Here is a 25360-nt window from a genome sequence, read left to right as displayed (position 1 = left end):
CTATTTTTATGCTTATGATCGAGTTTAAGACTTAGCCAAAGACAGACGTTTATTGGAGAACTGCGTGAATAATGATGGCTACACTTCCCTAAGCAATTTTATCGACCTTCTCTTGGATGCTATTTGCGTCGTCGATAAAGCTGGGCGGTTTGAATTTGTCAGTGCCGGGGCAGAACGCATTTTTGGCTATACCCCAGAAGAAATGATTGGCATGCAGATGCTTGATCTTGTTATTCCAGAGGATAGAGAGCGCACACTCGCAACCGCCAATGAGATTATGGCGGGCCGTTATAAGGTCGATTTCGAAAACCGTTATGTGCGTAAAGACGGCGTCATTGTCGATATTTTGTGGTCCGCACGCTGGTCCGATGCTTACCAACAACGCGTCGCGGTCGCCAGAGATATCTCTAAGAGTAAAAACACCGAACGCAGACAAGCTGCCCTGTATGAGATTTCTGAAGCTGTGCATGTCGCTGAGGACTTGCTAGCCCTATATCGCCGTATCCATGAAATCATTGCTAAATTGCTGCCCGCGGCAAACTTTGCCATCGCATTGTACGATCAAGATTTAAATGAACTCAGTTTCCCCTATAAAGCCGCTGCGGGTGATAATTCACTGGTCGATATTGCAAGTTTCAGCCTGTTCACCGAACAAGTGATCCACAGTGCAGAGTCTTTACTCCTGTGTCCCGTGACCTTATCTGAGTATCCCCAAGCCATTCGTGAAGAGCTGGGTAATGGCAATTTAAGTTGGTTGGGTGTGCCGCTAAAGCTGCAAAAAGGCGTTATCGGTGCCTTGATGATGCATAGCTTGCCCACTTCGGCTTCTTATACGCACCAAGACCGTGAGCTATTGGAGTTTGTTTCTACGCAAATTGCCTTTGCGATTGAACGCCGACAAATGCTTGCGCGATTAGAGCATATTGCGCTGTATGATCAGCTAACCCTGTTGCCCAATCGCGAGCTTTTTTACGACAGGTTTCAAAAGGCGCTATCCCGCGCCCATAGGGAATCAAGTTATTTCTCTTTACTTTATTTAGATTTAGATAAGTTTAAGTGGGTGAACGATACCTTTGGTCATAGTGTGGGCGATTTATTGCTGCAAGTGACAGCACAACGTATTGTCAACTGTGTAAGGGGCTCAGATACCGTAGCGCGTTTTGGGGGCGACGAGTTTGTCATCTTACTCGAGCGCGTTGATTCGGCACAAAATACCCTGTTGGCAGCGCAAAAAATATTACAAGTGCTCAATCAACCCTTTGAGCTTACCGATCAGCAAATCCATATTCTGCCGAGTATCGGTATTGCCTTGTATCCAGAGCACGGCACGGACGAAAAACAGTTACTTTCCTGTGCGGATGCAGCTATGTATAAGGCCAAGAAGAATGGGGGCAATCGCATTGAAATGGGCTATCAAGGGCTGAGAAACCTGCATGCAGATCCTTTGACAGCGGCTCCTGAGTTAAAGAGCGCTGAGTTAGAAGACCGTGAGTTAGAAGACCGTGAATTAAAAGACACTGAGTTAAATAACCTTGAAAACAAGGTGACTAAGATAGTGTGAGTTTGATTGAGGCGTTCAAGCGCAATAGTTTGAATTACTGGAATGTGTAAAGAAATGCCCGCGAATGCCAGTGACATTCGCGGGCATTATTGTATGTAGCGGTTTTACGGTATCACGGTATAGAGTCCGTGATGACTCTACAGTTTGAAGCGATTCACTTCCTGCTGTAATGACGCGGCTAAGTGGGCGAGTTCCTGCGCTTGCACCATAGAGGTTTGCGCCTCAATCGACAGATTCTCCGAGACTTCACGAATCGACTCAGTATTGCGGTTGATTTCGCTGGTGACTGAAGTTTGCTCTTCAGCTGCCGTGGCAATTTGGCTCGCCATATCTGAAATATCATTAATGGCTTTACTGATCAGCAACAAACTTTCGCTGGCGGAATTGGCGTCGGCCACACTGGTTTCTGCCATTTCATGACTCTGAGTCATAGATTTAACGGCTTTGCCGGCGGTTTGTTGGAGGGTTTCGATCATCGCTTGAATTTCTTGGGTCGATGAATGGGTACGTTGTGACAGTACTCGAACTTCATCGGCAACCACAGCAAAACCGCGGCCCTGTTCACCCGCACGCGCGGCTTCAATGGCCGCGTTGAGTGCGAGTAAGTTGGTTTGTTCGGCGATGCCACTGATTGTTAACAGAATACTGTTGATCTTCTGTGAGTGCTCATTCAGTTCACCGATAATTCGGCCGGCAGTTTCAACTTCACTGGCTAAATTACGGATAGATTGCTGACTCTGGGCGACTTGTTTGTGGCCATGATTCGAAAGCCCGACTGCATTTTGCGCCGTTTGTGCTGTGTGCTCGGCGTTGCTGGCAATCTCTTCGGTGGCACTGGCCATTTCGGTGACAGCCGTGGCGACCATAGTCACTTCATCTTGTTGGACTTCAATGCGTTGGCTGTTGTCTGTGGCCGAAGCGCTACTGCCTTGGGCTTGATGCTCCAATTGACCTGCAATCTTGTGCATGCGGGAAATCATGCCGTGGAGACGTTCCACAAAGCGGTTAAAGCCCGACGCCAACATACCAATTTCATCGTGACTGTTGGCAGTATGAATGCGTACCGTTAGGTCGCCATCACCTTCGGCGATATCATTTAGTGCTTGGGCAACGCGTTCGAGATCTTTGAATTGGATTTTGAAAATCGCGACTAAAATCAAGCCAAATAGCACTAATAGGGCGATACCTACGGCCGACATCCACCAGGCAAGATCGGTTGCCTGTGACATGATTTCCTTTTTGTCCATCACGAAAATCAGCGCCCAGTCTGTCGAGGGAATTGCCGCCACATAAACTAACTTAGTTGCACCATCTAGGGTGCGTTCTTCCATGGTATTGGCATTGGTGCGTTGTGATAACCAGCTATTGCTAAAATCACTATCAATTTTCGTGAGTTGTTGGGTATTGAGCTGACTATTGGGATGACTGATGATGAGTCCCGCAGTATCGACCATCAAGGTATAACCTTCGCCCGGCACTTCAAGGCGCTGCACCGCATCGGTCAATTGATCTATGGTTAAGTTCGCTGCGGTCACGCCTATCAGCCGGCCAGAACTCATTACAGGCTCTGCAATGGTCACAACTTGTTTTTTCAGTGTGGCGCTGACGTAGGGCGCCGTCATGATCATTTTACCGGCAGCTTTAGCGTCCATATACCAAGGGCGGACGCGGGGATCATAATTCGCAGTATTCAGAGACGGATCTTGGCGATACATGTTGCCTTGCTCGTCGCCATAATAGGTGAGGGCAAAGTCCACCGCCGTATGCGCTTGTAGCAAGTGAGGGGTGACGTTTTTGCTCGGATCGGCTTCAATGGCTTGTTTTAGGCTGGTAATGGCCATTTTTCTGTCTTGCATCCATTGACCAATACCAGATGAAAAGGTATTCGCCAGTTGATCAATTTCATGTTGAGTGTTTTCTAACGCATTATTTCTAATGAAATAACTAGAGATACTTACGAGTACAGCAATAGTGATCAGTACAGCGGAGAGGCTGCTAAACAGCAGTCGTGTTTTGAGTGTCGATCGCATAATCTATTCCTTTATATTCCGTTAGCGCTCTAACGTTGTTTTAGTATAGCGGCTGCAAGGGGCAAAACATTAAACCATAAGTGAATTATAGTAATAAATTTAGACGTGACGCCCATAATTTAGAGTTTTTATAATCGCATGATTTTTATGTTAATAACGATTGAGTGAGCCATTCTTTATTAATGGTTACTCGATAAAACTGAGAAGATTGAATTGAGGTGGATGAATAATATTCTACAAATGATAAATATCATTCTTTATCGTCAGTAGACCGTAAAAATATACTCGTTCTCGCTAACGATATAATTAAATATGTTACCGTTTTACGAGTTGTTATTCAGAATGGCAACTTGTTTATTTGAAGGCTAAGTTTCTGTGGGGAGTCTTGTTGTTCTGCTTCGTGCTTAGGCTTCATTTATTACGGCACATAAAAAAGGAGCTCCTAGAAGCTCCTTGTTAATTCTAAAATGGCCTTAATCTCATTGGGTCATTTTATTTTTGATCAGCACGCAGCGCTGTTCCATTTGACGGGTTTCTAATAGATTGCGGCGGGTGAGATTCGATAATCCAGTTTGGCTATCAAGCACTTTATCCAATGCCGCTATGCTAGTGTAGTTACAATCAGTAGGAATCAAGTTGTGAGCGTAGTTACGCATAAACACAGGGCCTTTTTTATCCATATCCCTCAAGCTCGCCAGACGTTCTTCCGCCGTAGCCGCGCTCAATAGTTTCTGCTCCGCAGGATAAAGATTTTCCATAATGATCCGTTGCTTAGAGAAAGGCAGGCTGTCTTGATGAACCTTACTTAACCAGCGACGTTTGGCCGCCGCTTCTGGGCGGATCACTTGCGCCGCAAGCGCAGCTTTTTCGCCTGAGTCCGAATTATCCTTAGCCGCTTCTTTGGTTAAACGTTGCTGCGCGTTAGGGAAATCATAGCGATTGAGCTGGGTGATGATCGCCCAGCGTAAATCTTGATCTAAGGTTAACCCCTTAATTTTTGTTTCACCGTCAACGAGTTGCGCTAAATGGCGCAGTGAATCCCTGTCGCTGGCTAAACTGACATACGCATCGAACCAAATACGTTGGAAGTCATTATCGCCTTTGCTTTCCATCGCTTTTCTAAGGCTCATCTGGCTTAAGCCTTTGATTGCATTCTCAGCGTAGTTTTGCTGAATAGGTGCGATTTGTGCGAGATACTGCTTCGAGCGCAACATGCTATCGATGATCTGACCAACAATCGTGTAGTCCGTCTCAGCAGGCGCGTTAACAAATACTGTGCTTAGGTATTGATCTAAGCTCAATTTACCTTCACGAACGCTGTCCCACAGACTTTGCCACAGCATAGATCGCAGCAGTGGATCTGACACATTACTCAACTGCTGTTTTGCGGTGTTAAAGGATTTGTCATCTAGCTCGACTTTCACAAAGCCCCAATCATCAAAGTTTGGATAGACTAAGTCTGGACAGCGCTCACCAATCAGTTGTTTGACTTCGGTACGCTCACCCTTGTAAGTCACTGGCACTGTGACGTCATGACGCAAATCGAAGCGGCCTTGGGTAAAGAGTGCTACTTGGACTTTTTGTTCGCGTAATGTTGGCAGTTCAGCGCTTGCTGGAAGTTGAAGCAGGCTAAAGTCGCTGATACGGTTACCTTCACAGCGATATTCCGCCTTGATGGTGTTAACGCCCGCGCTGTAGAGCCATTCTTGAGTCCATGAGCTTAAATCACGACCAGCGGCTTTGCCTAGGCTATTGATAAAATCATCTAACTCGGCATTTTGATAACTATATTGTTTTAAATAATTGCTGACTCCACGGCGAAACACCATGTCACCCAGCAAGTGGCGCAGTTGTTTCAGTGTCGATGCGCCTTTTTGATAAGTGATCGCATCGATATTGTCGAAGGCGTTTTGGGTTGTTGCCACTGGCACTTCAATTGGATGCGTAGTGACTAAGCTGTCCTGCTCATAAGCTCTTTGTTTGCCTTTAGCGTAAAAAGTGCGCCAAGCATTGGTGAATTCGGTCGCCTCCTGAGTCGCAAGCGTACCCATAAAGGAGGCAAAGCTTTCATTGAGCCACAGGCCATTCCACCATTTCATGGTCACGAGATCGCCAAACCATTGATGCGCCATTTCATGCATGATAACGCCGGCTAGGCTTTGTTTTTGATCTGCCGTCATGGCTGCTTTATAGAGGAAATGATCTTCGGCAAAGGTCACAGCACCCGCGTTTTCCATGGCGCCATAGAGGAAGTCAGGTACCAGAATTTGATCATATTTCTTAAAGGGATACGGAATGCCAAAGTAGTTATCGAAGAAGGTTAACCCTTGTTTGGTATAGTTAAACCAATCCTGCGGTGTGACTTGATTCGCCACAGATTCACGGGCGAACAGGCGCATCGGATAGCGGCCCGAGTTGTCTTGCCACATGTGGTAAGGGCCCGCGTGCATAGAAAAGTTATACGGACTGAGTTTTGGCGTATCAGGGAAGGTCCAACGATTGTATGCGCCTGCTGGAGTGATTTGGCTTTCACGCATAGTGCTAATCACTTGCCAATCTTTGGGCGCTGTTACCGTAATCTGATAGTTGGCTTTGATATCCGGTTGGTCAAACACCGCAAACATCTGTTGCGCGGCAGCGGGTTCAAAATGCGAATAGAGGTAGACCTTACCATCGACCGGATCTTTAAAACGGTGCAGGCCTTCACCATTAGTGCTGTGAGGGCGAGTAAACTGCACTTCAACCGTGTTTTCACCCGAGGTCAGCAGACGCGTATTTAAGCTAATGTAAGCGCCATTATAGTTTGGATATACTGCGGTACCGTTGATGATAAAGCGTTTTATCTGTGCCTTGTTTAAATCTAAGCTCAGTTGCTTTGGTATTTCACTTAATTGAAAGGTCACTTTGGAGGTGGCGGAAAACTCGGCTTCCCCTGTGAGCTGAAAATCCAATTCATAGCGAACATCGGAAATGATCTGCGAGCGCAGCGCGGCTTGATACTGGCTAATGTAAGCACTGGCGTCACGTGGACCCGTATTAAGAGTGCTTTGGGTGGCACACGACATCAATGCGCCGCAGGCAAGGGCAACAAAACTGGCTTTAAACAAGTTCACAACTGAATCCTTCAACAATTTGTTTTGTTTTCTGCTTGAATATTGTTTCAATGTCGGGTGTTTGGGGTTGCTTGAGTGGCAAATGATCCCCCGCGCCAGCGCCGATTTGAGCCAGTATCATTGCAGTGTATTTTGGCCGAGTACACTACCTTATTTACCTTGGATAACCAATGTTAAAAATGTAAAAAAAAGCCAGCGTTTAAGCTGGCTCTTGGAAACTCTGTTTGGCGACAGTAAGCGCCAAGAGACAATTACATTCCTAAGAAAGACTTAGACTTCATCTTACGGATTTCTTTTTCATCAGACCATTCGATCAGGCCTGTTTCTAAATCCATTAAACGCATTGTCATCTTGTAGTACACGTCTTTAGTGCTACCGTCTTGCTTAACTATGCTAGATAAATTGCCGTATAACATGTATTGCGCGCCGATTTGACGACCAAACTTGATGGCGGTTGATGGATCAACCATGCCAGTGTTGTTTTGGTAATCCAATTGCTTACGGACTGAATCTACTTTAGTCATGTCGATAAAACGGAACTTGCCTGAGCGCAATAGTTTGTTGCTGATAGAGTCAGTAACAGACTCAGTATCAATGTGCTCTGAGGTTTTGTTCTTGATGCTGTCGACAAATAAAATCGGACGGCTATTGGCTGTCATGGCCACGATAGGAGGGAAAGTCATCATGCTATCCACCATCTTGGCTGCAATAGCTTGTAGATCCGTTGAGCCAAAATTCTCATTGACGGTTTCAACTTCGGTGGCATCGCCATATTCGACTTTAGATTGACATGCAGCCAGACCCATAACGGCAGCCAGCACAAAAATCAGTTTAAATTGTTTCATAGTCAGTTCCATTTTGTGATTGTATAAACTTAATGACACACGTCTTATTCAAATACCACAACCGCTAGCGCTAGGCTAAATGATTATTGAATAAATTCGGGTGTAATTACCAGTATCAATTGCCCAGACTAAGGTGGTTTTGCCTGCTGCAACGTCAATTTTTGCCGGTGGCGCTTTATCTAACTGCAAAGTGTATTCACCCGCACTCAAATAACGCCGCCCGATCTGTGCTTGTTTAGGCAGCGTCAGCCAACTACGGCGATCCGCTTGCTCTGTTACTACGTTAAAAATCTGCATCGCTATGCTGCCAATATCGGCGGCATTATTTCCGGGGCTGCCGCTCTTTCCAACTTGATAGGCCATCTCAGATTTGGCATAGACACGTGCGACTTGGCGAACCAAGGTTGCGGGCAGATCTTCCTTGAGCGCTGTGATGGCTAAGGCATCGATATTGGCAATAGGTTCAGTTTTCAGCACTGTACCTAAACCTTGCACTTGCGTCTCTGGCACAAAAGTATTGTTTGGCATGTAAGTGGCTAGCGATACAGTTTGCCAATTGCCATGGATAGTAAAAGGCACGGTGAGGGCTTGCTTGGCGGGCACAAAGCCGCGCTCGACCATCAAAATCACTTGTCCATCTTTGGGATTAGGTAATTTAGCATCGCCCCAACGACGTTTAAACTCATCATATTGCGGCATGCCGAGTTGCTTGGCGAGACGCACTAGATCTTGCTGTAAATAGGTGTTGTCTGGGGTGATTTGCGCCGCTTTACGATAATCGATATAGGCATCGTTCGGCTCACCCAGCACTTCATGTAATACGCCAGTGGTGTAATAGCTGTAAGCGTTTAAGAAAGAACTCGTCACAGTGCCTGCGGCTTGGCCTAGTTTGTTGACCTCGGCATCGATAGTCCCGTTCGCCATGGCTTGTACCGACTTTTGCGATTTTTGATAGCGCTCTTGCTCGCTGCTTTGTAACTCGTTACTGCGACGAACTTCGACTAAAGCGCCTTGGTAATCGCCACTAAACAAATAGTTAAGGGCTTGGTATTGGTGCAGCATGATGCGTTCATACCCAGGACCACGGTACGGAATCGCATTGTCGTTTAACACTAAGCTGCTGGCTGTAGCACTAATGTCGCTGACGCTGACTTTGGCCTTATCATCAAAGGCGGTGTAAGCATCGACCGCTTGTTGATAGTACTTTTTACTGGCCGCAAAATCGCCGGCGACTTGAGCAATACGGCCCGCTTCTTGAGCATAGAGTAGGCCATCGTTGCCATTGATATTGCTGGCAAGTTTGTCGATATCGGCCAAGGGTGTTGCACTATTTAACTCTTGTTTGAGCGGTTCAATCTGTGAAGGGTAATTAATAAAAATACTGTTGTAGGCGCAGCCAGATAGACCTAGCGCCAATCCTATTGCCAAAGCGGGTGCGATAAAAACGCGAGATAAAGGTGTAACCAAAGACAGTTTCATTATTGCGCTTCACCTTGTTCGATGGACTGGGCAGAAATCGACGGAGCCTGTTCAGGCATACGTGAGCGCTCGAGTAAGGTGATCCCTTGCAGGTGATCAAATTCGTGTTGAAAAATCCGCGCAATAAAGCCTGTTAATTCGGCCTGTTGCCACTCGCCTTGTAAATTCTGGTAGCGCACTTCAATGGCTTGATGTCTTAGTATGTTAAATCTTTGGCCGGGAACGGACAGGCAACCTTCTTCGCCGCCGACTAAGTCACTCGATGCATGAATGATTTGTGGATTAACCACGACTACAGGCGCCATATTGGGTGCGTCGGGATAACGTTCATTAGGTCGAGAAGCCATAATAAATAAAGCTAAGGGACTGTGAACCTGTGGCGCCGCGATGCCAACGCCTTTGGCGGCTTCCATGCTGGCAGACATTTGCTCTGCAAGGTGCGCGAGCTCGGCATCGAAATGATGCACTGCAATTGCAGTCTGCCCTAGAATAGCTTCACCCACTAACGCTATAGGTAATAAAGGCGGGGTTTGTTTTGGCATCAAATGTTTAAACATCGCATTCCCTGGATATTTTGCGGTAACCGTCTTTGAATCAAAGTCTTATTTTAAAGCGTCAGTATTAGTAATGTGGCGGCGGAGTTTCTTCAGCCTGAGTCGCCATATTACTCGGTTCCATGTCTTGTAACTTACCAATTAACATGTGAATTTGGTGCTGCTGGTGAGCCACAAGTCGATTCAATTTGATCACTTCTTGGTTTAACTCTTCGACTGTGAGCTCTTGAAAAGCCAATTTGGTTTCTAGATCTTCAATCTGTGCTTGTACGCCTTGCATGACTAACCTCTATTGCTGCCAAGTCTCAACTAAGCCTTGGCTACTGATACTAACGACTTTATTGGTATCTCGAATTGCCACAGAGTATACAACGGCTCCTCGATTTTGGCTGTTTTTAGTGAGTGCAACCTGCCACTTTTCGATTTCCTTACCCGAGTCGCGTTGCCACAATATGACTTCCCGCGCCGGCGTTCCCGTTAATATCTGGCTGTCTTGTTTGATAAACCTCACCGCGGAAAAGTTCATCTGCCGACGGGTAATATCTAACTGATTTAACAGTTTACCGCTAGTGTTATCCCAGATTTTGGCTTCATTTGTGCTGCCATTGGTAAAACTTAGTGTGCCACTGTCGTTAAGCGCCACTTTAGTGATACGGCTGCCTAAGGTCCAGTTATGAAGCGGCTGACCCGTTTGCGCCTGCCAGAGAATCGCCTGCATATCATTCGACCCCGTTAATGCTAAACGGCCATCCGCGGAGAGCGCCACGCTATTGACGCGATCTTTATGTCCCAGAAATTTGATTAAGGCACTTTGGGCGGCATTGAGTGACATAACTGAACCATCATTTAAACCAATGAGTAGCGCGCCATTATCAGCTACCGCCACGCTTTCACCGGATGAAGGCAAAGACCACCATCCTAGGGATTTTCCGTCGGCTATTCTCCACATGGCAACTGAATCTCGGCTTAACGACGCAGCAAATAGTCCGTTGGGCGAAATCGCCGTACCTGTGACGCCAGTATTGATATCGCCATGTATCCATTGGTATTTAAGTGTATGGGTGCTGAGATCCCAGCATTGGACTCCACTATTTTGTGTGGCGACTAAGGCGAATTGTCCATTGCTCGATAGACTCGCGCTATAGCTAGGTTCCGTGGTGAGAACGCTAATGTCTTCCGCTTTGGGATGGCAAGCTGTCAGAAAAATTGTGCAAATTACCAGCAGTAGATTTTTCTTCATGAACTTGCTCCCTAAGTTGCTGTCTTTAGACTTGATCAAGTGACATTAATCACTGTTAACCCATAAAGAATCTAGTTGGTATAACCGAGATAACTAGTATAAAGTTGTCACGCTTAGGTTATTGTAACCGCTTGAGGATGCTGAGGAAGCTTTAATGAAATCGATTTATAAATTATCGTTAGTTGCATTGGCCGTTATTGGCCTATCTGCTTGTAATCAAGAAGAAAAAGCAGCTGCTGCGAGTACAAGTGTTGAATTAACGACTGAAGCTCAAAAAGAAGCTTACAGTGTAGGCGCTTCAATCGGTCGTTACATGTCTGGCCATATCAAAGAGCAAGAAGAATTAGGCCTGCCAGTTGATCGCACTCTGATTGTCACTGGTTTCACTAATGGTCTGAATGACCAATTAAAATTAACCGAAGAAGAAATGCAAACCATTCTTCAAGGTCTAGATAAAAAGTTAAACGATAAACGTCAGGAACAAGCCACTGCGATTTCTGCTAAGAATATCGAAGATGGTAAAAAATTCCTTGAAGAAAACAAAGCTAAGACTGGCGTAATGACCACAGAATCAGGCTTGCAATACGAAGTATTAACACCTGGTACTGGCGAAAAACCTGCTGCTGAAGACACTGTAGAAGTGGATTATGTGGGTACGTTAATCGACGGTACTGAGTTCGACAGTTCATACAAACGTGGTCAAACGGCTAAGTTCCCACTGAATCGCGTGATCCCAGGTTGGACCGAAGGCGTACAATTAATGCCAGTTGGCGCTAAGTACAAGTTTGTTATTCCTGCAAACTTAGCCTACGGCGAGCGTGACACTGGTACTATTCCACCCAATTCCACACTGATTTTTGAAGTTGAATTGAAATCAGTTGAGAAAGCATCTGCAGCGCCAGCCGCTGAACCAGCAGCTAAAAAGTAATGAATTAACTACCGCGTTTATTACGCAGTAAGTGAAATACCGCTCCTAAATGGGCGGTATTTTTTTGTCTGTAAAAATCACATTATAGTTTTAATGCTTAATTTATTGCCTTGCTATACAAGGTTTACTGCCTTAACTCATGTTTAATTTTATATAGCAATCATCAATCTCTATCGGCTATTACAATGGATGGTATTAATCATTAACGTTAGCTCGTTTTAGCGTTGGTTTTATTTCAAAATAATGAAGGCTAAATTACGTTTTAATGATATCTACAATCTTTTAAAGCGCCGAATTCTTTACATTTTATTGGGTATTGCATACTGAAAAATATCATCAAAATATCACATTAAAATATTGGTTATTATTTGTTCGCGCTAGTACTTTAGCTGAGCATATGTGTATTACTCTTACTGTTTGTTTTTATTTGGCTAATACTTTCGAATTATCACCTTGTTCTGCTAGGTGAACAGTGTTACGTCCATAATCATTTACTCATCAATGTGTTACATTGGCAATGTGCGATCTTGCCCTCTTTTTTTAAGCATTCAACTCTGAAATAATCCGCCCGCACGTTAATAGAAGTTAGCGGCAATATTATAATAATGGGGTTGATGATATGGATAATGTTAATAAGTTAACGGCGATTTCTTTAGCTGTCGCAGCGGCTTTGCCTATGATGGCAAGCGCAGATGTGATGATTACCGAATATGTTGAAGGTAGCGCAAACAATAAAGCGATTGAACTGTATAACAGCGGCGATACGGCAATTGATCTCGCGGGTTATAAACTGGTTCGTTATAAAGATGGGGCAACTGTTGCATTAGATATGGTGGCATTAGATGGCCAATCCATTGCACCTAAAGCGACAAAAGTTATTTTAAATTCTAGCGCTGTGATCACGCTTGCCCAAGGCGTTGACAGTTACTCAGGCAGTTTAAGTTTTAATGGTGGTGATGCGGTCGCACTCGTTAAAGATGATGCGGTTGTCGATATTATTGGCGATGTGCCAACGCCAACGGGTTGGGGATTAGACCTTACCTTAAAACGTAAATTAGATGCGTTAGTGGCGAATACGGTATTTAACGCCGCCCAGTGGGAACAATTACCAAAAGATACCTTCTCAGGATTAGGTTCACTAGAAACGCCCGCTGAGCCAGAAGTGCCGCTCTTTAGCTGCAGCGGCGCTAAAATAGTGCCGATATATCAAGTACAAGGTGCGGGTGAGTCTAGCCCTTACGTGCCAGAAGGTGCATTTGAGTCTGAAGCTGAAGTGACTGTGCGTGGTGTGGTCACTGCCCGTGGTGAAAGCTTGTTTAAAGGTTTTTATCTACAAGAAGTGAAAGGTGATAACTCACCGTATACCTCTGATGGTGTGTTTGTATTCTTAGGTGAAGCGGCGCCTGAAGCAATTCAACCTGGGGTTGAAGTTTGTGTACAAGGTAAAGTGAAAGAATACTTTGGCTTAACTCAAATCGATATTAAAGCCGATAAGAAATTTGAAGTCGGCGCTAAGGGTGAGGTCCCAGTTGCCGCGCCTTTCTATTTCGCCGATGGCGAAACCTTAGCGCAAGCATTAGAGCGTTATGAAGGCATGAATGTGGCTTTAGATGCGGGCAGCGATCTTAAGATCAGCCGTACCTTCAGCTATGACTACGCTGGCCGTCGCAACAACATGTTAGTGTCTTATAAAGAACCGCTAATGAAGTCGACACAGCTTTATCCCGCGCTTTCTGCTGAAGCGACTGCGTTAGTTAAATCTAACCTCGAAAACCAACTCTTTATCGAATCTGATTACAAACCTGCCGACGGTGTAATTCCATACTTCCCTGATTTCAATGTGGAAACGGGCTACATCCGTGTGGGCGACCAACTGACTAATCTGCAGGGTGTGATTGGTTACAGCTACGGTGCTTATCGTTTAGTGGCAACTAACACTATTACTGCGGGTGATTTTATCCGTGGGGATGACAGAACTGATGCCCCAAGCGTCGCCACTAAGGGCGATCTGCGCGTGGCTAGCTTTAACGTGCTTAACTTCTTTAACGATGTTGATGGTGGTGATACCAATCCATCAGGTAGTAACCGTGGCGCGCTAACGCTGGAAGAAATGGTGCTACAACGTACTAAAATCGTTAGCGCTATTACTGCCATGAACGCCGATATCGTCGGTCTGATGGAAATTGCCAACAACGGTTTTGGTGAGAAGAGTGCGATTAAAAACTTAGTCGATGCACTGAACGAGAAGCAAACGCCTGAAAACGCTTATAGCTTTGTTGAAATCACCGACGCTGACAAGTATGACGGCAAGTACTTTGGTACTGATGCTATCACTGTGGGCATGTTATACCGCGGCGGCAAAGTGACCTTAGCAGGTGCTGCTCAAGCTATCGATACTCCAGAGCAACATGCCAGCGCTGGCAGCGTGACTCGTACTAAAGATGGCAAAACTGAGACAAATCCAGGTAACGATGCATACCAACGTCACAGCTTAGCGCAAACTTTCAAAATCCATGATGAGTCGCTGACCGTAGTCGTTAACCATTTAAAATCTAAAGGCTCAGGCTGTTTAGAAGATTGGGCAAACTTCGAAGAGTCAGTTGATCCTGCCGATCAACAGGGTAAGTGTAATGCGTTCCGCGTATCTGCAGCCAAAGTTTTGGGTGAAACGCTAAAAGATGTGAAAGGTGATTTACTGATCATCGGTGATATGAATGCTTACGGTATGGAAGATCCTATCCGTGTGCTGACCGATTTTGATGCGAGCAAGTCAGATCGTGACATCATGACCGCGTCGTGGACAACGCTCGATGGCAAAGTATTTGAACGCCAAGGCAGCAAGATTGAAAAAGGTTATGGCCTGATCAACTTGAACACAAAAGCCCACGGTACAGGCACTTTCTCTTATAGCTATAACGGCGAGCTAGGTAACTTAGACCATGCTTTAGCCAATGTTAGCTTAGCTAAGCGCTTAGTGGATATTGAAGATTGGCATATCAACTCAGTGGAATCTAACCTGTTTGAATACGGTAAGAAATTCTCTGGGGATCTGGCTAAATCTGAAAATGCGTTCTCTGCATCGGACCACGATCCTGTGATCGTTGCCTTAAGCTACCCAGCGCCAGTAGTACCACCAAAACCTGAGCCAACGCCTAAAGATGATGGCGGTGCTTTGGGTTATTTAGGTTTAGCACTGATGTCCTTGTTTGGTTTACAACGTCGTCGCCGTTAACCTGTGTAACGGGTTAACTCACAAGTGTTATTTGTGAGCTAGACTGAAACGAAGGGATGGTTCGCCATCCCTTCTTTAGTTGTTTTTTTCAGTTTTTATTAGGAGTGAGTATGGATACAGTCTCAAATCCGCTGAAAACCATTAAAGCGAAAGCGCCACTATGGTTTTACTTTGTCGCAACGCTCAGTTTATTGTGGAATATCATGGGGCTGATGGCCTTTGTGATCCAAATGACCATGACGCCGGATGCCTTGGCGCAAATGAGTCCAGATCAAATCAAACTCTATGAAACCACGCCGGCTTTCGTTGATGCGATATTTGGCTTTGCTGTGGTGTCGGGCGTTCTAGGCTGCCTATTGTTGTTATTACGAAAATCCCTTGCCTATAAAGTGTTGGTTGCCTCACTTATCGCGGTTTTGTTGCAAATGAGCTATGTGTTTTGCATTCAACAAGCGGCTGTGGTACTGGGGGCTGACGCGTTAATCATGCCGAGTGTGGTGGTGATTTGGGGATTGTTTCTCGTCTGGTTTAGTCGGCTGAGTGTTACTAAACAATGGTTAGTTTGAGTCTTATTTTTGCCGAGATTGACGGGACTGGCTTAGCGCAAACTAGTTGAACTTCATCCACTTCGCAGTAAACTGCTGATTGGTTTTATTGACTAGGAAGTTGCAATGAGTATTTGGTTTAGAGCTGTCACGTTAGAGGATTGCGCGCGTTTAGATGCCGGTATGGGCGGCAAAGGCACATTAATGCAGACCTTAGGGATTGAGATCAGTGAGATTGGCGACGATTACATGAAGGCAACTATGCCAGCCAGTCCAGCGGTGCATAACCCTTTGGGGATAGTCCATGGCGGCGCGAATGTTGCGCTTGCTGAAACCGTTGCCAGCTATGCGGCAAATTTTGCGGTGGATTTTGAGCAGTACTATTGTGTCGGTCAAGAAATTAACGCTAACCACTTACGGGCTTCCCGTAATGGGCTATTAACCGCCACGGCTAAGCCTATTCATTTAGGAAAACGCAGCTCTGTATGGGAAGTGTTAATCCATAACAGCGCCGGTGAACTGACCTGTATTTCACGGATGACGGCGGCTGTAGTTCAACGCTAAATGCTAAAAGCTAAATGCAAAATGCAATAGCCCAGCCTATTTCCTTTGGTGTGAATGGCGTATCAATCGTTTGATTTAAATAATATATAAATAAGGATTGGATATGGATAACGCGATAATTTGGGAATGGGTTGGTTATTTAGCATCAGTGGTCGTCGCAATATCACTGATGATGTCGAACATCAAAAAACTGCGCTGGTGGAATCTCATCGGCGCGGCTTTATTTGTGGCCTACGGCGTGGCAATTGGGGCTTATCCAGTTGCCTTAGTGAACTTTTTTATCGTGCTGATTGACACTTATTATCTGGTTAAGCTTTACCGCGAAGCCGACTCACCCGCCAGTTAATGGCAACGCATCATCTTTCTCCGCTTTCTTGTACCGCACTTTGCTTTACAGCACTCAGCTTCATCGCAGCGAGCAGCCATGTTGGTTTTCAACCGCATCTTAAATGATGTGAGCGAATCATTGGCTGTGAGTCCGCGCAATCGTTTATCTACTTTGCTATCTCGCTTCTAATCTTTTTTGTAGATTGCATGAATCTAGTTTAATCGTTTTATTCTTTGTTGGTAATTACCTATTCTTGCTCCATCGACAACACGTCGCAGCCAAGGAGATAAACCATGGCCACCATTTACGATTTAATTGAAACCTGGTTAACCAGCAATCAAGACTAAGGAGCAGGGCATGAGTCAACAACATCAAACAAGTCAGTACTTAACGAGCCAAAGTGGTGCCCCAGTGGCCGACGATCAAAACTCACTGTCGGCGGGTGAACGTGGTCCTTTGCTATTACAGGATTGGCATTTAATTGAAAAGTTAGCCCATTTCAACCGTGAGCGTATCCCTGAACGTATCGTGCATGCCAAAGGTACCGGTGTTTACGGCACATTTACTCTGACCAAAGATTTAAGCGATTACACCATTGCCGACCATTTCAATGGCGTTGGTAAGCAAACTGAAACCTTCATTCGTTTCTCGACCGTAGGTGGCGAAATGGGTTCAGCCGATGCTGAGCGCGATCCACGCGGTTTTGGTTTACGTTTCTATACGGCTCGCGGTAATCACGATATTGTGGGTAATAATACGCCGACTTTCTTTTTGCGTGACGGGATTAAGTTCCCAGACTTTATCCATACGCAAAAGCGTAATCCCCAGACAAACTTAAAAGATCCACAAGCCATGTGGGACTTTTGGTCATTAAATCCTGAAGCCATGCATCAAGTGACCATTTTGATGTCGGATCGCGGTATTCCGGCAAACTACCGTCAAATGCACGGTTATGGTTCACACACTTTCTCGCTGTGGAATGCCAAGGGCGAGCGTTTCTGGGTGAAGTTTCACTTTAAGTCCCAGCAAGGCGTGGTTGTAGCGCGGCGCGAAATGTGATCACATCACGCTTGGAATGTGATCACATAATTTAGCAGCTTTATACCCCATTTAAATCCGATTTAAATCTCCACTCCATCAACCAAAACAGCCCCATCAAACTCTGGCAATGCGAGTATGTGAGCATAAGCCGCCTGGCGTGGTGTCATGCCATCAAAGCTCGGATCATCAAGGTTAATACTAAATACCTTAGTATTGCGTTCATCCTTGAGCAAATCGACAGGCGGCTTGCCCGCCTCAAATGCAGCTTGGTTCATAAAAACACTAACGATGGCGCTACAACCGCGACCACCGCTAGAAGTATCAACCACTTTATAAGACTGGTTAACATTAACCCCATCGCCGGGTGAATTGATAATATCAAGTCTGGCATGAGTCGAAATATTATTACTAACACTCAATTCAGAAATAACTAATAGCGGATTAGCTAATTCTAAACCGGATGATAAAACTAAAACTGGCAGTGTAAATGACATAAACTTTCCTCTTACTGTTCTGTTGAAATGAGTGATATATATTGAGTGTTTACATTTGATGTAACATGAAATCGGCTATAGCTAAGAACTAACACGCGATAGCTAAAATCGCTAGTTGATACTGTATTATCAGTGAATGTCGATGATCCATTACAGGACTCAATTGACAGCCAATGAACTGGTGGCTCTGCCTCATAATAAAAGTTAGTCGTACCATTAAATACCCCACTACTGACAGTTGCCCAACTTCCTCCACCAATTTTCCGTTGTAACTGCCATGATAATTGTGGCTGAGTTGCATTAGAACCATTGCTAGATTGCTGAGAATCAGCACTTAACCTGAATGAAAGCACTACCACTTTAGCTTTACCATTAGATCCAAACGGGCCAATCTCAACAGGGTAAGAATTAGGGGCGTATGGTACTAATGATGGATTTGTCACACCTGTTTTTAATACCCCTGAACTGAGTGAACCGCCAAAATACTCGTCACCGGACGCATCGGTCCAGCGAGTTGCATTTGACTTTCGAATGTTGTTCCAATCTGGTACCCCATTCACTAAAAGCTTAGGTCCACGCCACTCAACCAATGAATCTGGCCCGAACGGGGTTTCACTTTCAATTTTCATGGTATTGGCACCAATCAAGCGATATTGACCGCCTGAGATAATCGGTGACTCGATGATCTCACCCGCTTTAATATGCCGACCTAAAATGGCATCGGATGCAATTGAGTTAGCAGTAAGCCCACCGAATACGGCAAGGCGAGCTACTAGGCTGTCAAATAGTGCGCTGGTCGCCACCAACTTATTGATTAACGCAGTATCAGCCAGCACTTCGGTAGCGGTAACGGCATTAGCGGCAATTTTCCCAGCACTAACAGCATTTGCAGCAATCTTGTCAGCAGTAACAGCATTAGCAGCAATATTTTGTGCAACTACCTGGCCAGCACCTACTTCAGTTACCGAAATATCTTTAACAAATAATTTCTTGGTTGAAGTATTAGACCAGTTTAGAAGCCGAATCCCTGCATCAGTAGCTGCAGCTTCCAGCTTAATAAATGGGTTTGATGAAGGACCAGTGTGTGCAGGACAATCATTAACATCACGGTTAGCACCAATCAGATAAACGGTATGATCAACATATTCAGTTGTCGGTGAACCATAGCTAAAATAAATGTTAGCACTAGAACCTTGGGCTACTCTGCCTGTAGAATATGGATAAAGAAGCATATTGCCTTGAGCATTACCTCCTGCAGAGTTACCTCCATCATTCCCCATATTCCAAGCTTGAGCGCCAAGGTAGTAACTTCCAGCAGCAGAACTTGCTTTAATTTTCATCGAAACACGATAAATTTTATCGTGATTAATCTTCCATGACTTACACCAAACAGAATGCAGAGCATTTGAGGTAATAACTAACGCTTTTTCAGTACTATCATAAGAAATTATCGCACTATTTCCTCCGGTACCATCTTCTGAAACGCCACCCCAACCAATTAAATTACCGCTAGTCGAAACTGGGTTAACATATTCTCTGGCTAAAATAGCTAACTTATCAGTTTGAATCGCACCAGCAGCTATGCTATTTGCTGCTAACCCACCAAAAGCACCCAACTGGGCCTGAAGCTGGTTAAACAGGCCAGAATTAGCGATCAGCTTTTGGATTAGCGCAGTATCAGCAGTGATTTTGTCAGCAGTTACCGCACCTGCCTGTAAATGGTTTGTGGCAATTGCCAAAGCGGCAATTTTCTCGGCAGTAATCGCATTGGCACCAACCTTGTCAGCAGTGATAGCACCCGCTTGCAAATGGTTTGTGGCAATTGCCAAAGCGGCAATTTTCTCGGCAGTAATCGCATTGGCACCAACCTTGTCAGCAGTGATAGCACCCGCTTGCAAATGGTTTGTGGCAATCGCTAACGCGGCAATTTTCGCGGCAGTAATCGCATTGGCACCAACCTTGTCAGCAGTGATAGCACCCGCTTGTAAGTGGTTAGTGGCAATCGCCAAGGCGGCAATTTTCTCGGCGGTAATCGCATTAGCGCTAACCTTATCAACTGTAACCGCGCCAGCCTGCAAATGGTTTGTGGCAATAGCTAATGCGGCTATAGTCTCAGCAGTTAAACCACCAAATATACCTAATCTGGATTTTAGCTGGTTAAACAGGCCAGAATTAGCAAGTAATGTGGTTATAAGTGCTGTTTGTGCTGCAAAGTTACCAGCCGCAACATCACCAATAGCTTGTAACTTTGCTGCATCAGCGGTAGCTTGAATATCACCATCTGATGGTGACCAAGCCGTAGCCTTATTGCCTTGCTCAAACTTAACGCCACAAATAGAAACCTTTGCTCCCAGAGTCATAATTCGGCAAACAATCAAATTTTTTATGTTGGCAGGGGCTGATTGAGACCATGATACCCAACAGCGTTGCCACTCAGTTCCTATGGAAAAATAGCTTCCTCCGTCTGAGCTAGTAGAATTGTGGCCTTGACTATTTAATGCCGTTAGGGTGGTATTTGGACTATAAAAATGCGAACGAATTTGTGTTATCCTGTCGGCTTTAGCATAAAAACTTAGCGTGTACTCTAGTCCACTATCAGCTGCTACTATGGACTTAACTAAATCTAGGTATGAACCAGAGTTTAATACGCCCTCCATAACAGAAAAACCGAGATAGGTTTCACCTGAAATTGTGCCAGGGATTGGGTTAAATGCTCCCGACTTTGTGTTGTTGATCAGGTTGATGCCTCCAATGCTCAAGCCGTCAACTTTTGTTTTGGCACCAGTCAATGCCTCATCTCTTGCCGTATTAGCCTTATTTAACGCATCGAGCGCAGCATTAGCCTCGGCCTGTGCCTTAGCATTATTCGCCTTGCTAGTAGCATCAGCAGCAGCGGCAGCAATCGCGGCCGATTGGGCAGCGTTAGCCTTAGTCGTGGCATCGGCAATAGCTCGCGCTTCTTCATCATCTACAATGCCATCGGCGTAAGCTTTAGCCGTGGTTTCGGCTAAGTTTGCCTTAGCCAAAGCGTAAGACTCTGCGGCCGCTTTGGCGTTGTTCGCCTTGGTTGTGGCATCACTTGCCGCCGTGCTAATCGCATCAGCCTTAGCCGTATTAGCCTTATTTAACGCATCGAGCGCGGCATTGGCCTCGGCCTGTGCCTTGGCATTATTCGCCTTGCTGGTCGCATCAGCAGCAGCGGCAGCAATCGCCGCCGCTTTAGCTGCATCTGCTTTTGACTGGACGTCACCTTCAGATTGAGACCAGGCCGTAGCTTTATTCCCTTGCTCAAACTTAACGCCACAAATGGAAACCTTGGCTCCCAGAGTCATAATTCGGCAAACAATCAAAGTTTTTATGCTGGCAGGGGCTGATTGAGACCATGATACCCAACAGCGTTGCCACTCAGTACCTACGGTAAAATTACTCATACCGTCTACGTTGACAGAATTGTGCCCTTGACTGTTTACTGCGGTTAGGGTTGTGTTTGGGTTGTAAAAATAAGACCGAATGGCTGTTGTCCTGTCAGCCTTGGCATAAAAGCTGAGCGTGTACTCTAGCCCACCATCTGCTGATACTGTAGTGGTGCAGAAATCGCTAAATGAACCAGTGGAGTATATATGCTCTATGACCGAAAATCCGAGATAGATTTCAGCAGTAACCGTGCCAGGTCCAGTGTTAAATGCTCCAGACTTTGTATTGTTTATAAGGTTGACACCTCCGATACTCAAGCCGTCAACTTTGGTTTGTGCCCCAGTCAATGCCTCATCTCTGGCCGCATTAGCCTTATTCAGCGCATCAAGCGCGGCACTCGCCTCGGCTTGTGCCTTAGCATTATTAGCCTTAGTTGTGGCATCAGCGGCAGCGGCAGCAATCGCCGCACTTTGAGCGCTATTAGCCTTAGTAGTGGCATCGGTAGCGGCAGAACTGATCGCCTGTGTCTTAGCGTTATTAGCCTTGGTCGTGGCATCTGTCGAGGCCGTACTAATTGCATCAGTCTTGGCAGTATTGGCCTTATTCAGCGCATCAAGCGCCGCATTAGCCTCGGCCTGTGCCTTAGCATTATTCGCCTTGCTAGTAGCATCAGCAGCAGCGGCAGCAATCGCGGCCGTTTTAGCGGCATCAGCCTTAGCCTGGGCATCGGCTATCGCACGATCCTCTTCATCACTCACTATGCCATCGGCATAAGCCTTAGCCGTAACCTCGGCTAAGTTAGCCTTGGCTAAAGCGTAAGTTTCTGCGGCGGCTTTGGCATTGTTCGCCTTGGTAGTCGCATCAGTCGCAGCAGCAGAGATAGCACCAGCTTTGGCAGTATTAGCCTTGTTCAGCGCATCAAGCGCCGCATTAGCCTCGGCCTGTGCCTTAGCATTGTTCGCCTTGCTAGTAGCATCAGCAGCAGCGGCAGTAATGGCCGCTGACTGGGCCGCATTAGCTTTAGCGGTAGCATCGGCTATCGCACGTTCCTCTTCATCACTCACTATGCCATCGGCATAAGCCTTAGCCGTAACCTCGGCCAAGTTAGCTTTGGCTAAAGCATAAGTCTCTGCGGCGGCTTTGGCGTTGTTCGCCTTAGTAGTAGCATCAGCAGCGGCGGCATTTTGGGCAGCAGTCGCTTTTGACTGGGCACCTGTTGGTGTTTCACCGCCTAATGCTGGCGCGCTGATCCCTTGATTCAGCAATGACAACGCGGTGATCAGATTATTAGCCAGTGCCGGATTGCTTAACGCATCTTGCGCGGCCAACATATCCTTATCCGGCGCGAACGGCAGTTTACCCGCCATCAGGTTATCAAGCTTGGCTTCTTCCTCCGGTGTAAATACTGGGGGGATCACAGCATTAATCTTTGACCAGGTATAATCCTGCCAGTTACCACTTGAGCTGGCTGTAGGCTTATCGGGAGCGATCCCCATGTAGGCTTTACCATCACCAATAGCTTCGATGGTAGTAAATCCGGTACCACTTGCATCATCAGCCCAAGCAAACCAAGTGTAGTTTTTAAACGTGTTGCCAATCAGATCAATGATGGATGTGTTATCAGCCGAGGTTGTCGCTTCTACAGGGCCATACCAACTGCTAACACCGTAGTTATTAATCGTGCGTGCCCAAACATGGTAACGAGTGTTTGGGTGTCTATCAGGCCATACTGCGTCTTTCCCTGTGCCGATAAGCGCGGCTTCAGCGATATTGTTGGTGATACTACCTAAGATCTCAAACTGTGTTGTTTGCGCAATTTGGGCGGCGGTAGTGGGTCGTAGTGTCAGGGTTAACGGCCCAGCAATCACAGCAATCCCGATAACAGGGGCTGGCAATGTTGCACCAATAGTTAATGTTGCTGGCACATTTGAGCGGTTAGCAAAGAGGTTTAGCGCCCAAAGTGATACGGTGTAGAAACCTGTATCTAATTTAGGCAACATCGAGCGGGTAGCATCAGCATTGGTTTGATAAACCACTTCCCCAAGTCCGTTACTCACCTCGATCACATAGCGATAACTACTATTATTTGCGGGTGCGCTCCACGTCAGTTGACCTTGCCATTGCGGGTCATCTTGATATTCAACGTACTGCAAACCGATTGGCGTGGGGACAGTTGCAGGGTTTGGCAAAATTACATTCGGCGTTAAGTCGCGCTCGGTATAACTGCCCATGGCGTAGTCGAATAACTCGGCGGAGGTTTCAATCAAAATCAAACTAACGGGTTTACCGTAATCAAACTGCCAATCAACAATTTGAAAGGTGCCATCAATGCCAAGGCGTGGCAGACTCAACCCGACCACTTTACCCACGCTCACCGCCACCCCAATCATTTTAACGGGCATAGAGATTTGCATGCCTGCACGCTTCTGCTCTAAGTACAGTTTACCTAGGCGCTGGGCAGTCCATACTGATTGAGTAAAGGGCAGATCTAAATCGTGATCAATATATTCGCCATCGTCATGGGCGCGATAATAACTGGATTCATACGGCGGAAAGTCCGTCGGCTGATAGAAATTCTCAGGATCAACAAATGTCCCGCGCACGGCATTACAGAGTTCAGCACGGGGCGTATACGGCCTAACATCAATATCACCCGCAGCATCATCCTCGGTCAGTACTAACACCTCAGGCCCTTGGTACACGCCTGCATATAACCGATACTGGCCGCTAACATACACATGCATGCCAGCGCCTGCCGTTAGCATTTTCTCCATAATGGATGAAGGCGACACATCCTGGTTATAAGTGCCATTACAGGTATAACGCTTTTCAAACTTGCCTGTTTTATATTCAACTAGTTGATCACTATCGTTGGCAGCTGCCGCAAAATAACTGACGTCTATTTCATGTGCTGCGGCCCCAACGCCTGACTCAAAGCGGTTGTAGTCCAAGCAACACAGCGCCCAGTTATCAGACCATTCCCACGTTGTAGGTTCTTCCCAGTTATGAGTATTTTTACGGGGGTCATATACCTGTTTGCCACGTACCAATGCTTTGATATTCGGCACACCGTTGGGAAATACCTTAGTGTCAAACTTCAAACGGGCATAGAGATAAGTCACCCCAAAGCCCACATGGGACGATGTCCATTGGCGACACTCGGCGGTTAAATCTGGATCAGAGGTGGTTTGATTTCCAAGGTGAACTTTTAGCCGTGCAACACTGGCATACTTTGAAGTTAGCGCACCATTTGCCCATGCTACGTCATCGCCAAAATAGATTTTTTCAACACCATCACATCGATGTCCAGCGAGTGGGATCACTAAGTGGAGGTACGCATTATCAGCTCCCGTTTCTTCAGCAAACACGAGTGGGCCAGATACCATGGCACGCCCGTAAATCCCGCGCCGAGGCTCAACTGGGCTTCGTAACATCTGTTGCTGTGTAAACGCTTCATTTGCAAAACTACCACCATCAAATTTAGGTGTAGCTGCATAGGTCAGTGCTGCTGCACCAATCCCAATGGCAATAGCCGCAGCAGTAGAAACAACCCCCGCAGCGGCAATACCAGCCGCAATACCAACTATGACTGGTGGCATGGCAACCTCCAACCAAACTGAGCCATAGCCAGCGGTAATGGCACCACGCCTAACTCACCCATAGCCCACACATTCGCCCCCCACACAATACCGAGCGCGGGTGCATCATCGGCGATCACCAGCGCAATATCGCCACGCGCCAATGCTAATGTGGCCACTCGCTCACCAAATGCAGCGTCTGCAATATCACTGATAGAGTTAAAGCCCGCGCGGCGTAGTGCCCGTGTTGCGCCTAACTTGCTGTGATAACACCCGCGAAGCTCTGCCGCTGGGTCAAAACCGCACATTTTTTGCACCCAGTTCGCAACGAATAAGCAGCAATCACATTTACCCCATTCAAAATGGCGGCGACGGTAATAAGGTAAAAAACCAATGAAGTTGTTAGTCATTATT

Annotated in this window: 16 protein-coding genes and 1 pseudogene; 7 read left to right on the top strand and 10 right to left on the bottom strand. The window is 46.2% G+C overall.

The genetic code is table 11. The features are described from left to right. Positions 1-64 precede the first annotated feature (64 nt). On the top strand, positions 65-1561 hold the full coding sequence (locus FW758_RS13275) for a diguanylate cyclase domain-containing protein (protein WP_446445630.1): 1497 nt from the start codon (positions 65-67) through the stop codon (positions 1559-1561). Between the two features lie 137 nt (positions 1562-1698). Here the strand turns inward: FW758_RS13275 and FW758_RS13270 are convergent, their stop codons facing one another. The 7 genes from FW758_RS13270 to FW758_RS13240 form a co-directional block, all read right to left on the bottom strand. Continuing rightward, on the bottom strand, positions 1699-3591 hold the full coding sequence (locus tag FW758_RS13270; RefSeq protein WP_446445629.1) for a methyl-accepting chemotaxis protein: 1893 nt from the start codon (positions 3589-3591) through the stop codon (positions 1699-1701). A 479-nt stretch (positions 3592-4070) separates the two neighbouring features. After that, complete coding sequence (pepN, locus tag FW758_RS13265; protein ID WP_006080404.1) at positions 4071-6704, bottom strand: aminopeptidase N; 2634 nt, start codon at positions 6702-6704, stop codon at positions 4071-4073. A gap of 251 nt (positions 6705-6955) precedes the next feature. Further along, entirely contained in the window at positions 6956-7549 is a 594-nt protein-coding gene (gene lpoB / locus FW758_RS13260) for a penicillin-binding protein activator LpoB (RefSeq protein WP_006080406.1), read from the bottom strand. A 75-nt stretch (positions 7550-7624) separates the two neighbouring features. Beyond that, positions 7625-9028: a COG3014 family protein gene (locus FW758_RS13255; protein WP_259582177.1), complete on the bottom strand. Its 1404-nt coding sequence runs from the start codon at positions 9026-9028 to the stop codon at positions 7625-7627. Then, positions 9028-9585: a peptide deformylase gene (gene def / locus FW758_RS13250; RefSeq protein ID WP_446445628.1), complete on the bottom strand. Its 558-nt coding sequence runs from the start codon at positions 9583-9585 to the stop codon at positions 9028-9030. The genes FW758_RS13255 and def overlap by 1 nt, the downstream gene beginning before the upstream one ends. A gap of 64 nt (positions 9586-9649) precedes the next feature. After that, the gene (locus FW758_RS13245) at positions 9650-9862 is read right to left on the bottom strand and encodes a SlyX family protein (protein WP_006080410.1); all 213 of its coding nucleotides are present in this window, start codon (positions 9860-9862) and stop codon (positions 9650-9652) included. 9 nt (positions 9863-9871) lie between these two features. Next, positions 9872-10822 carry a WD40 repeat domain-containing protein gene (locus FW758_RS13240; protein ID WP_446445627.1) on the bottom strand — a complete coding sequence of 317 codons (951 nt, stop codon included), beginning with the start codon at positions 10820-10822 and terminating at the stop codon, positions 9872-9874. Positions 10823-10976: 154 nt separating this feature from the next. On the opposite strand from FW758_RS13240, the gene fkpA reads away from it, so the two are divergent. From fkpA to katB, 6 genes and pseudogenes are all read left to right on the top strand, one after another. After that, positions 10977-11750: an FKBP-type peptidyl-prolyl cis-trans isomerase gene (gene fkpA / locus FW758_RS13235; protein ID WP_446445626.1), complete on the top strand. Its 774-nt coding sequence runs from the start codon at positions 10977-10979 to the stop codon at positions 11748-11750. 619 nt (positions 11751-12369) lie between these two features. Further along, positions 12370-14982, top strand: a complete 2613-nt coding sequence (exeM, locus tag FW758_RS13230) for an extracellular exonuclease ExeM (protein WP_446445625.1) — start codon at positions 12370-12372, stop codon at positions 14980-14982. A gap of 110 nt (positions 14983-15092) precedes the next feature. After that, positions 15093-15548 (top strand): hypothetical protein, encoded by a 456-nt coding sequence (locus tag FW758_RS13225; RefSeq protein ID WP_445781641.1) that lies wholly within the window; start codon positions 15093-15095, stop codon positions 15546-15548. Between the two features lie 105 nt (positions 15549-15653). Next, positions 15654-16091: a PaaI family thioesterase gene (locus FW758_RS13220; protein ID WP_446445624.1), complete on the top strand. Its 438-nt coding sequence runs from the start codon at positions 15654-15656 to the stop codon at positions 16089-16091. Between the two features lie 103 nt (positions 16092-16194). After that, the gene (locus tag FW758_RS13215) at positions 16195-16437 is read left to right on the top strand and encodes a YgjV family protein (RefSeq protein ID WP_107403910.1); all 243 of its coding nucleotides are present in this window, start codon (positions 16195-16197) and stop codon (positions 16435-16437) included. 339 nt (positions 16438-16776) lie between these two features. Continuing rightward, positions 16777-17457, top strand: a pseudogene (gene katB, locus FW758_RS13210) (catalase KatB); the annotation flags it as partial. An 83-nt stretch (positions 17458-17540) separates the two neighbouring features. Here katB and FW758_RS13205 read toward each other — a convergent pair. Genes FW758_RS13205 through FW758_RS13195 form a run of 3 tightly spaced genes read right to left on the bottom strand, consistent with a single transcriptional unit; the run spans position 17541 to position 25356 of the window. Beyond that, positions 17541-17954 (bottom strand): hypothetical protein, encoded by a 414-nt coding sequence (locus FW758_RS13205; RefSeq protein WP_446445623.1) that lies wholly within the window; start codon positions 17952-17954, stop codon positions 17541-17543. Between the two features lie 11 nt (positions 17955-17965). Next, positions 17966-24967, bottom strand: coding sequence for a phage tail tip protein J-related protein (locus FW758_RS13200; protein ID WP_446445622.1), 7002 nt, complete (start codon positions 24965-24967; stop codon positions 17966-17968). Then, a complete protein-coding gene (locus FW758_RS13195; protein WP_446445621.1) occupies positions 24952-25356 on the bottom strand; it encodes a DUF6950 family protein in 405 nt (134 codons plus the stop codon). The genes FW758_RS13200 and FW758_RS13195 overlap by 16 nt, the downstream gene beginning before the upstream one ends. Positions 25357-25360 lie beyond the last annotated feature (4 nt).

Source organism: Shewanella sp. 1180_01 (genome assembly GCF_052850535.1).
The sequence above is the reverse complement of the archived record's forward strand: the minus strand, read 5'-3'. Positions and strand labels throughout refer to the sequence as shown.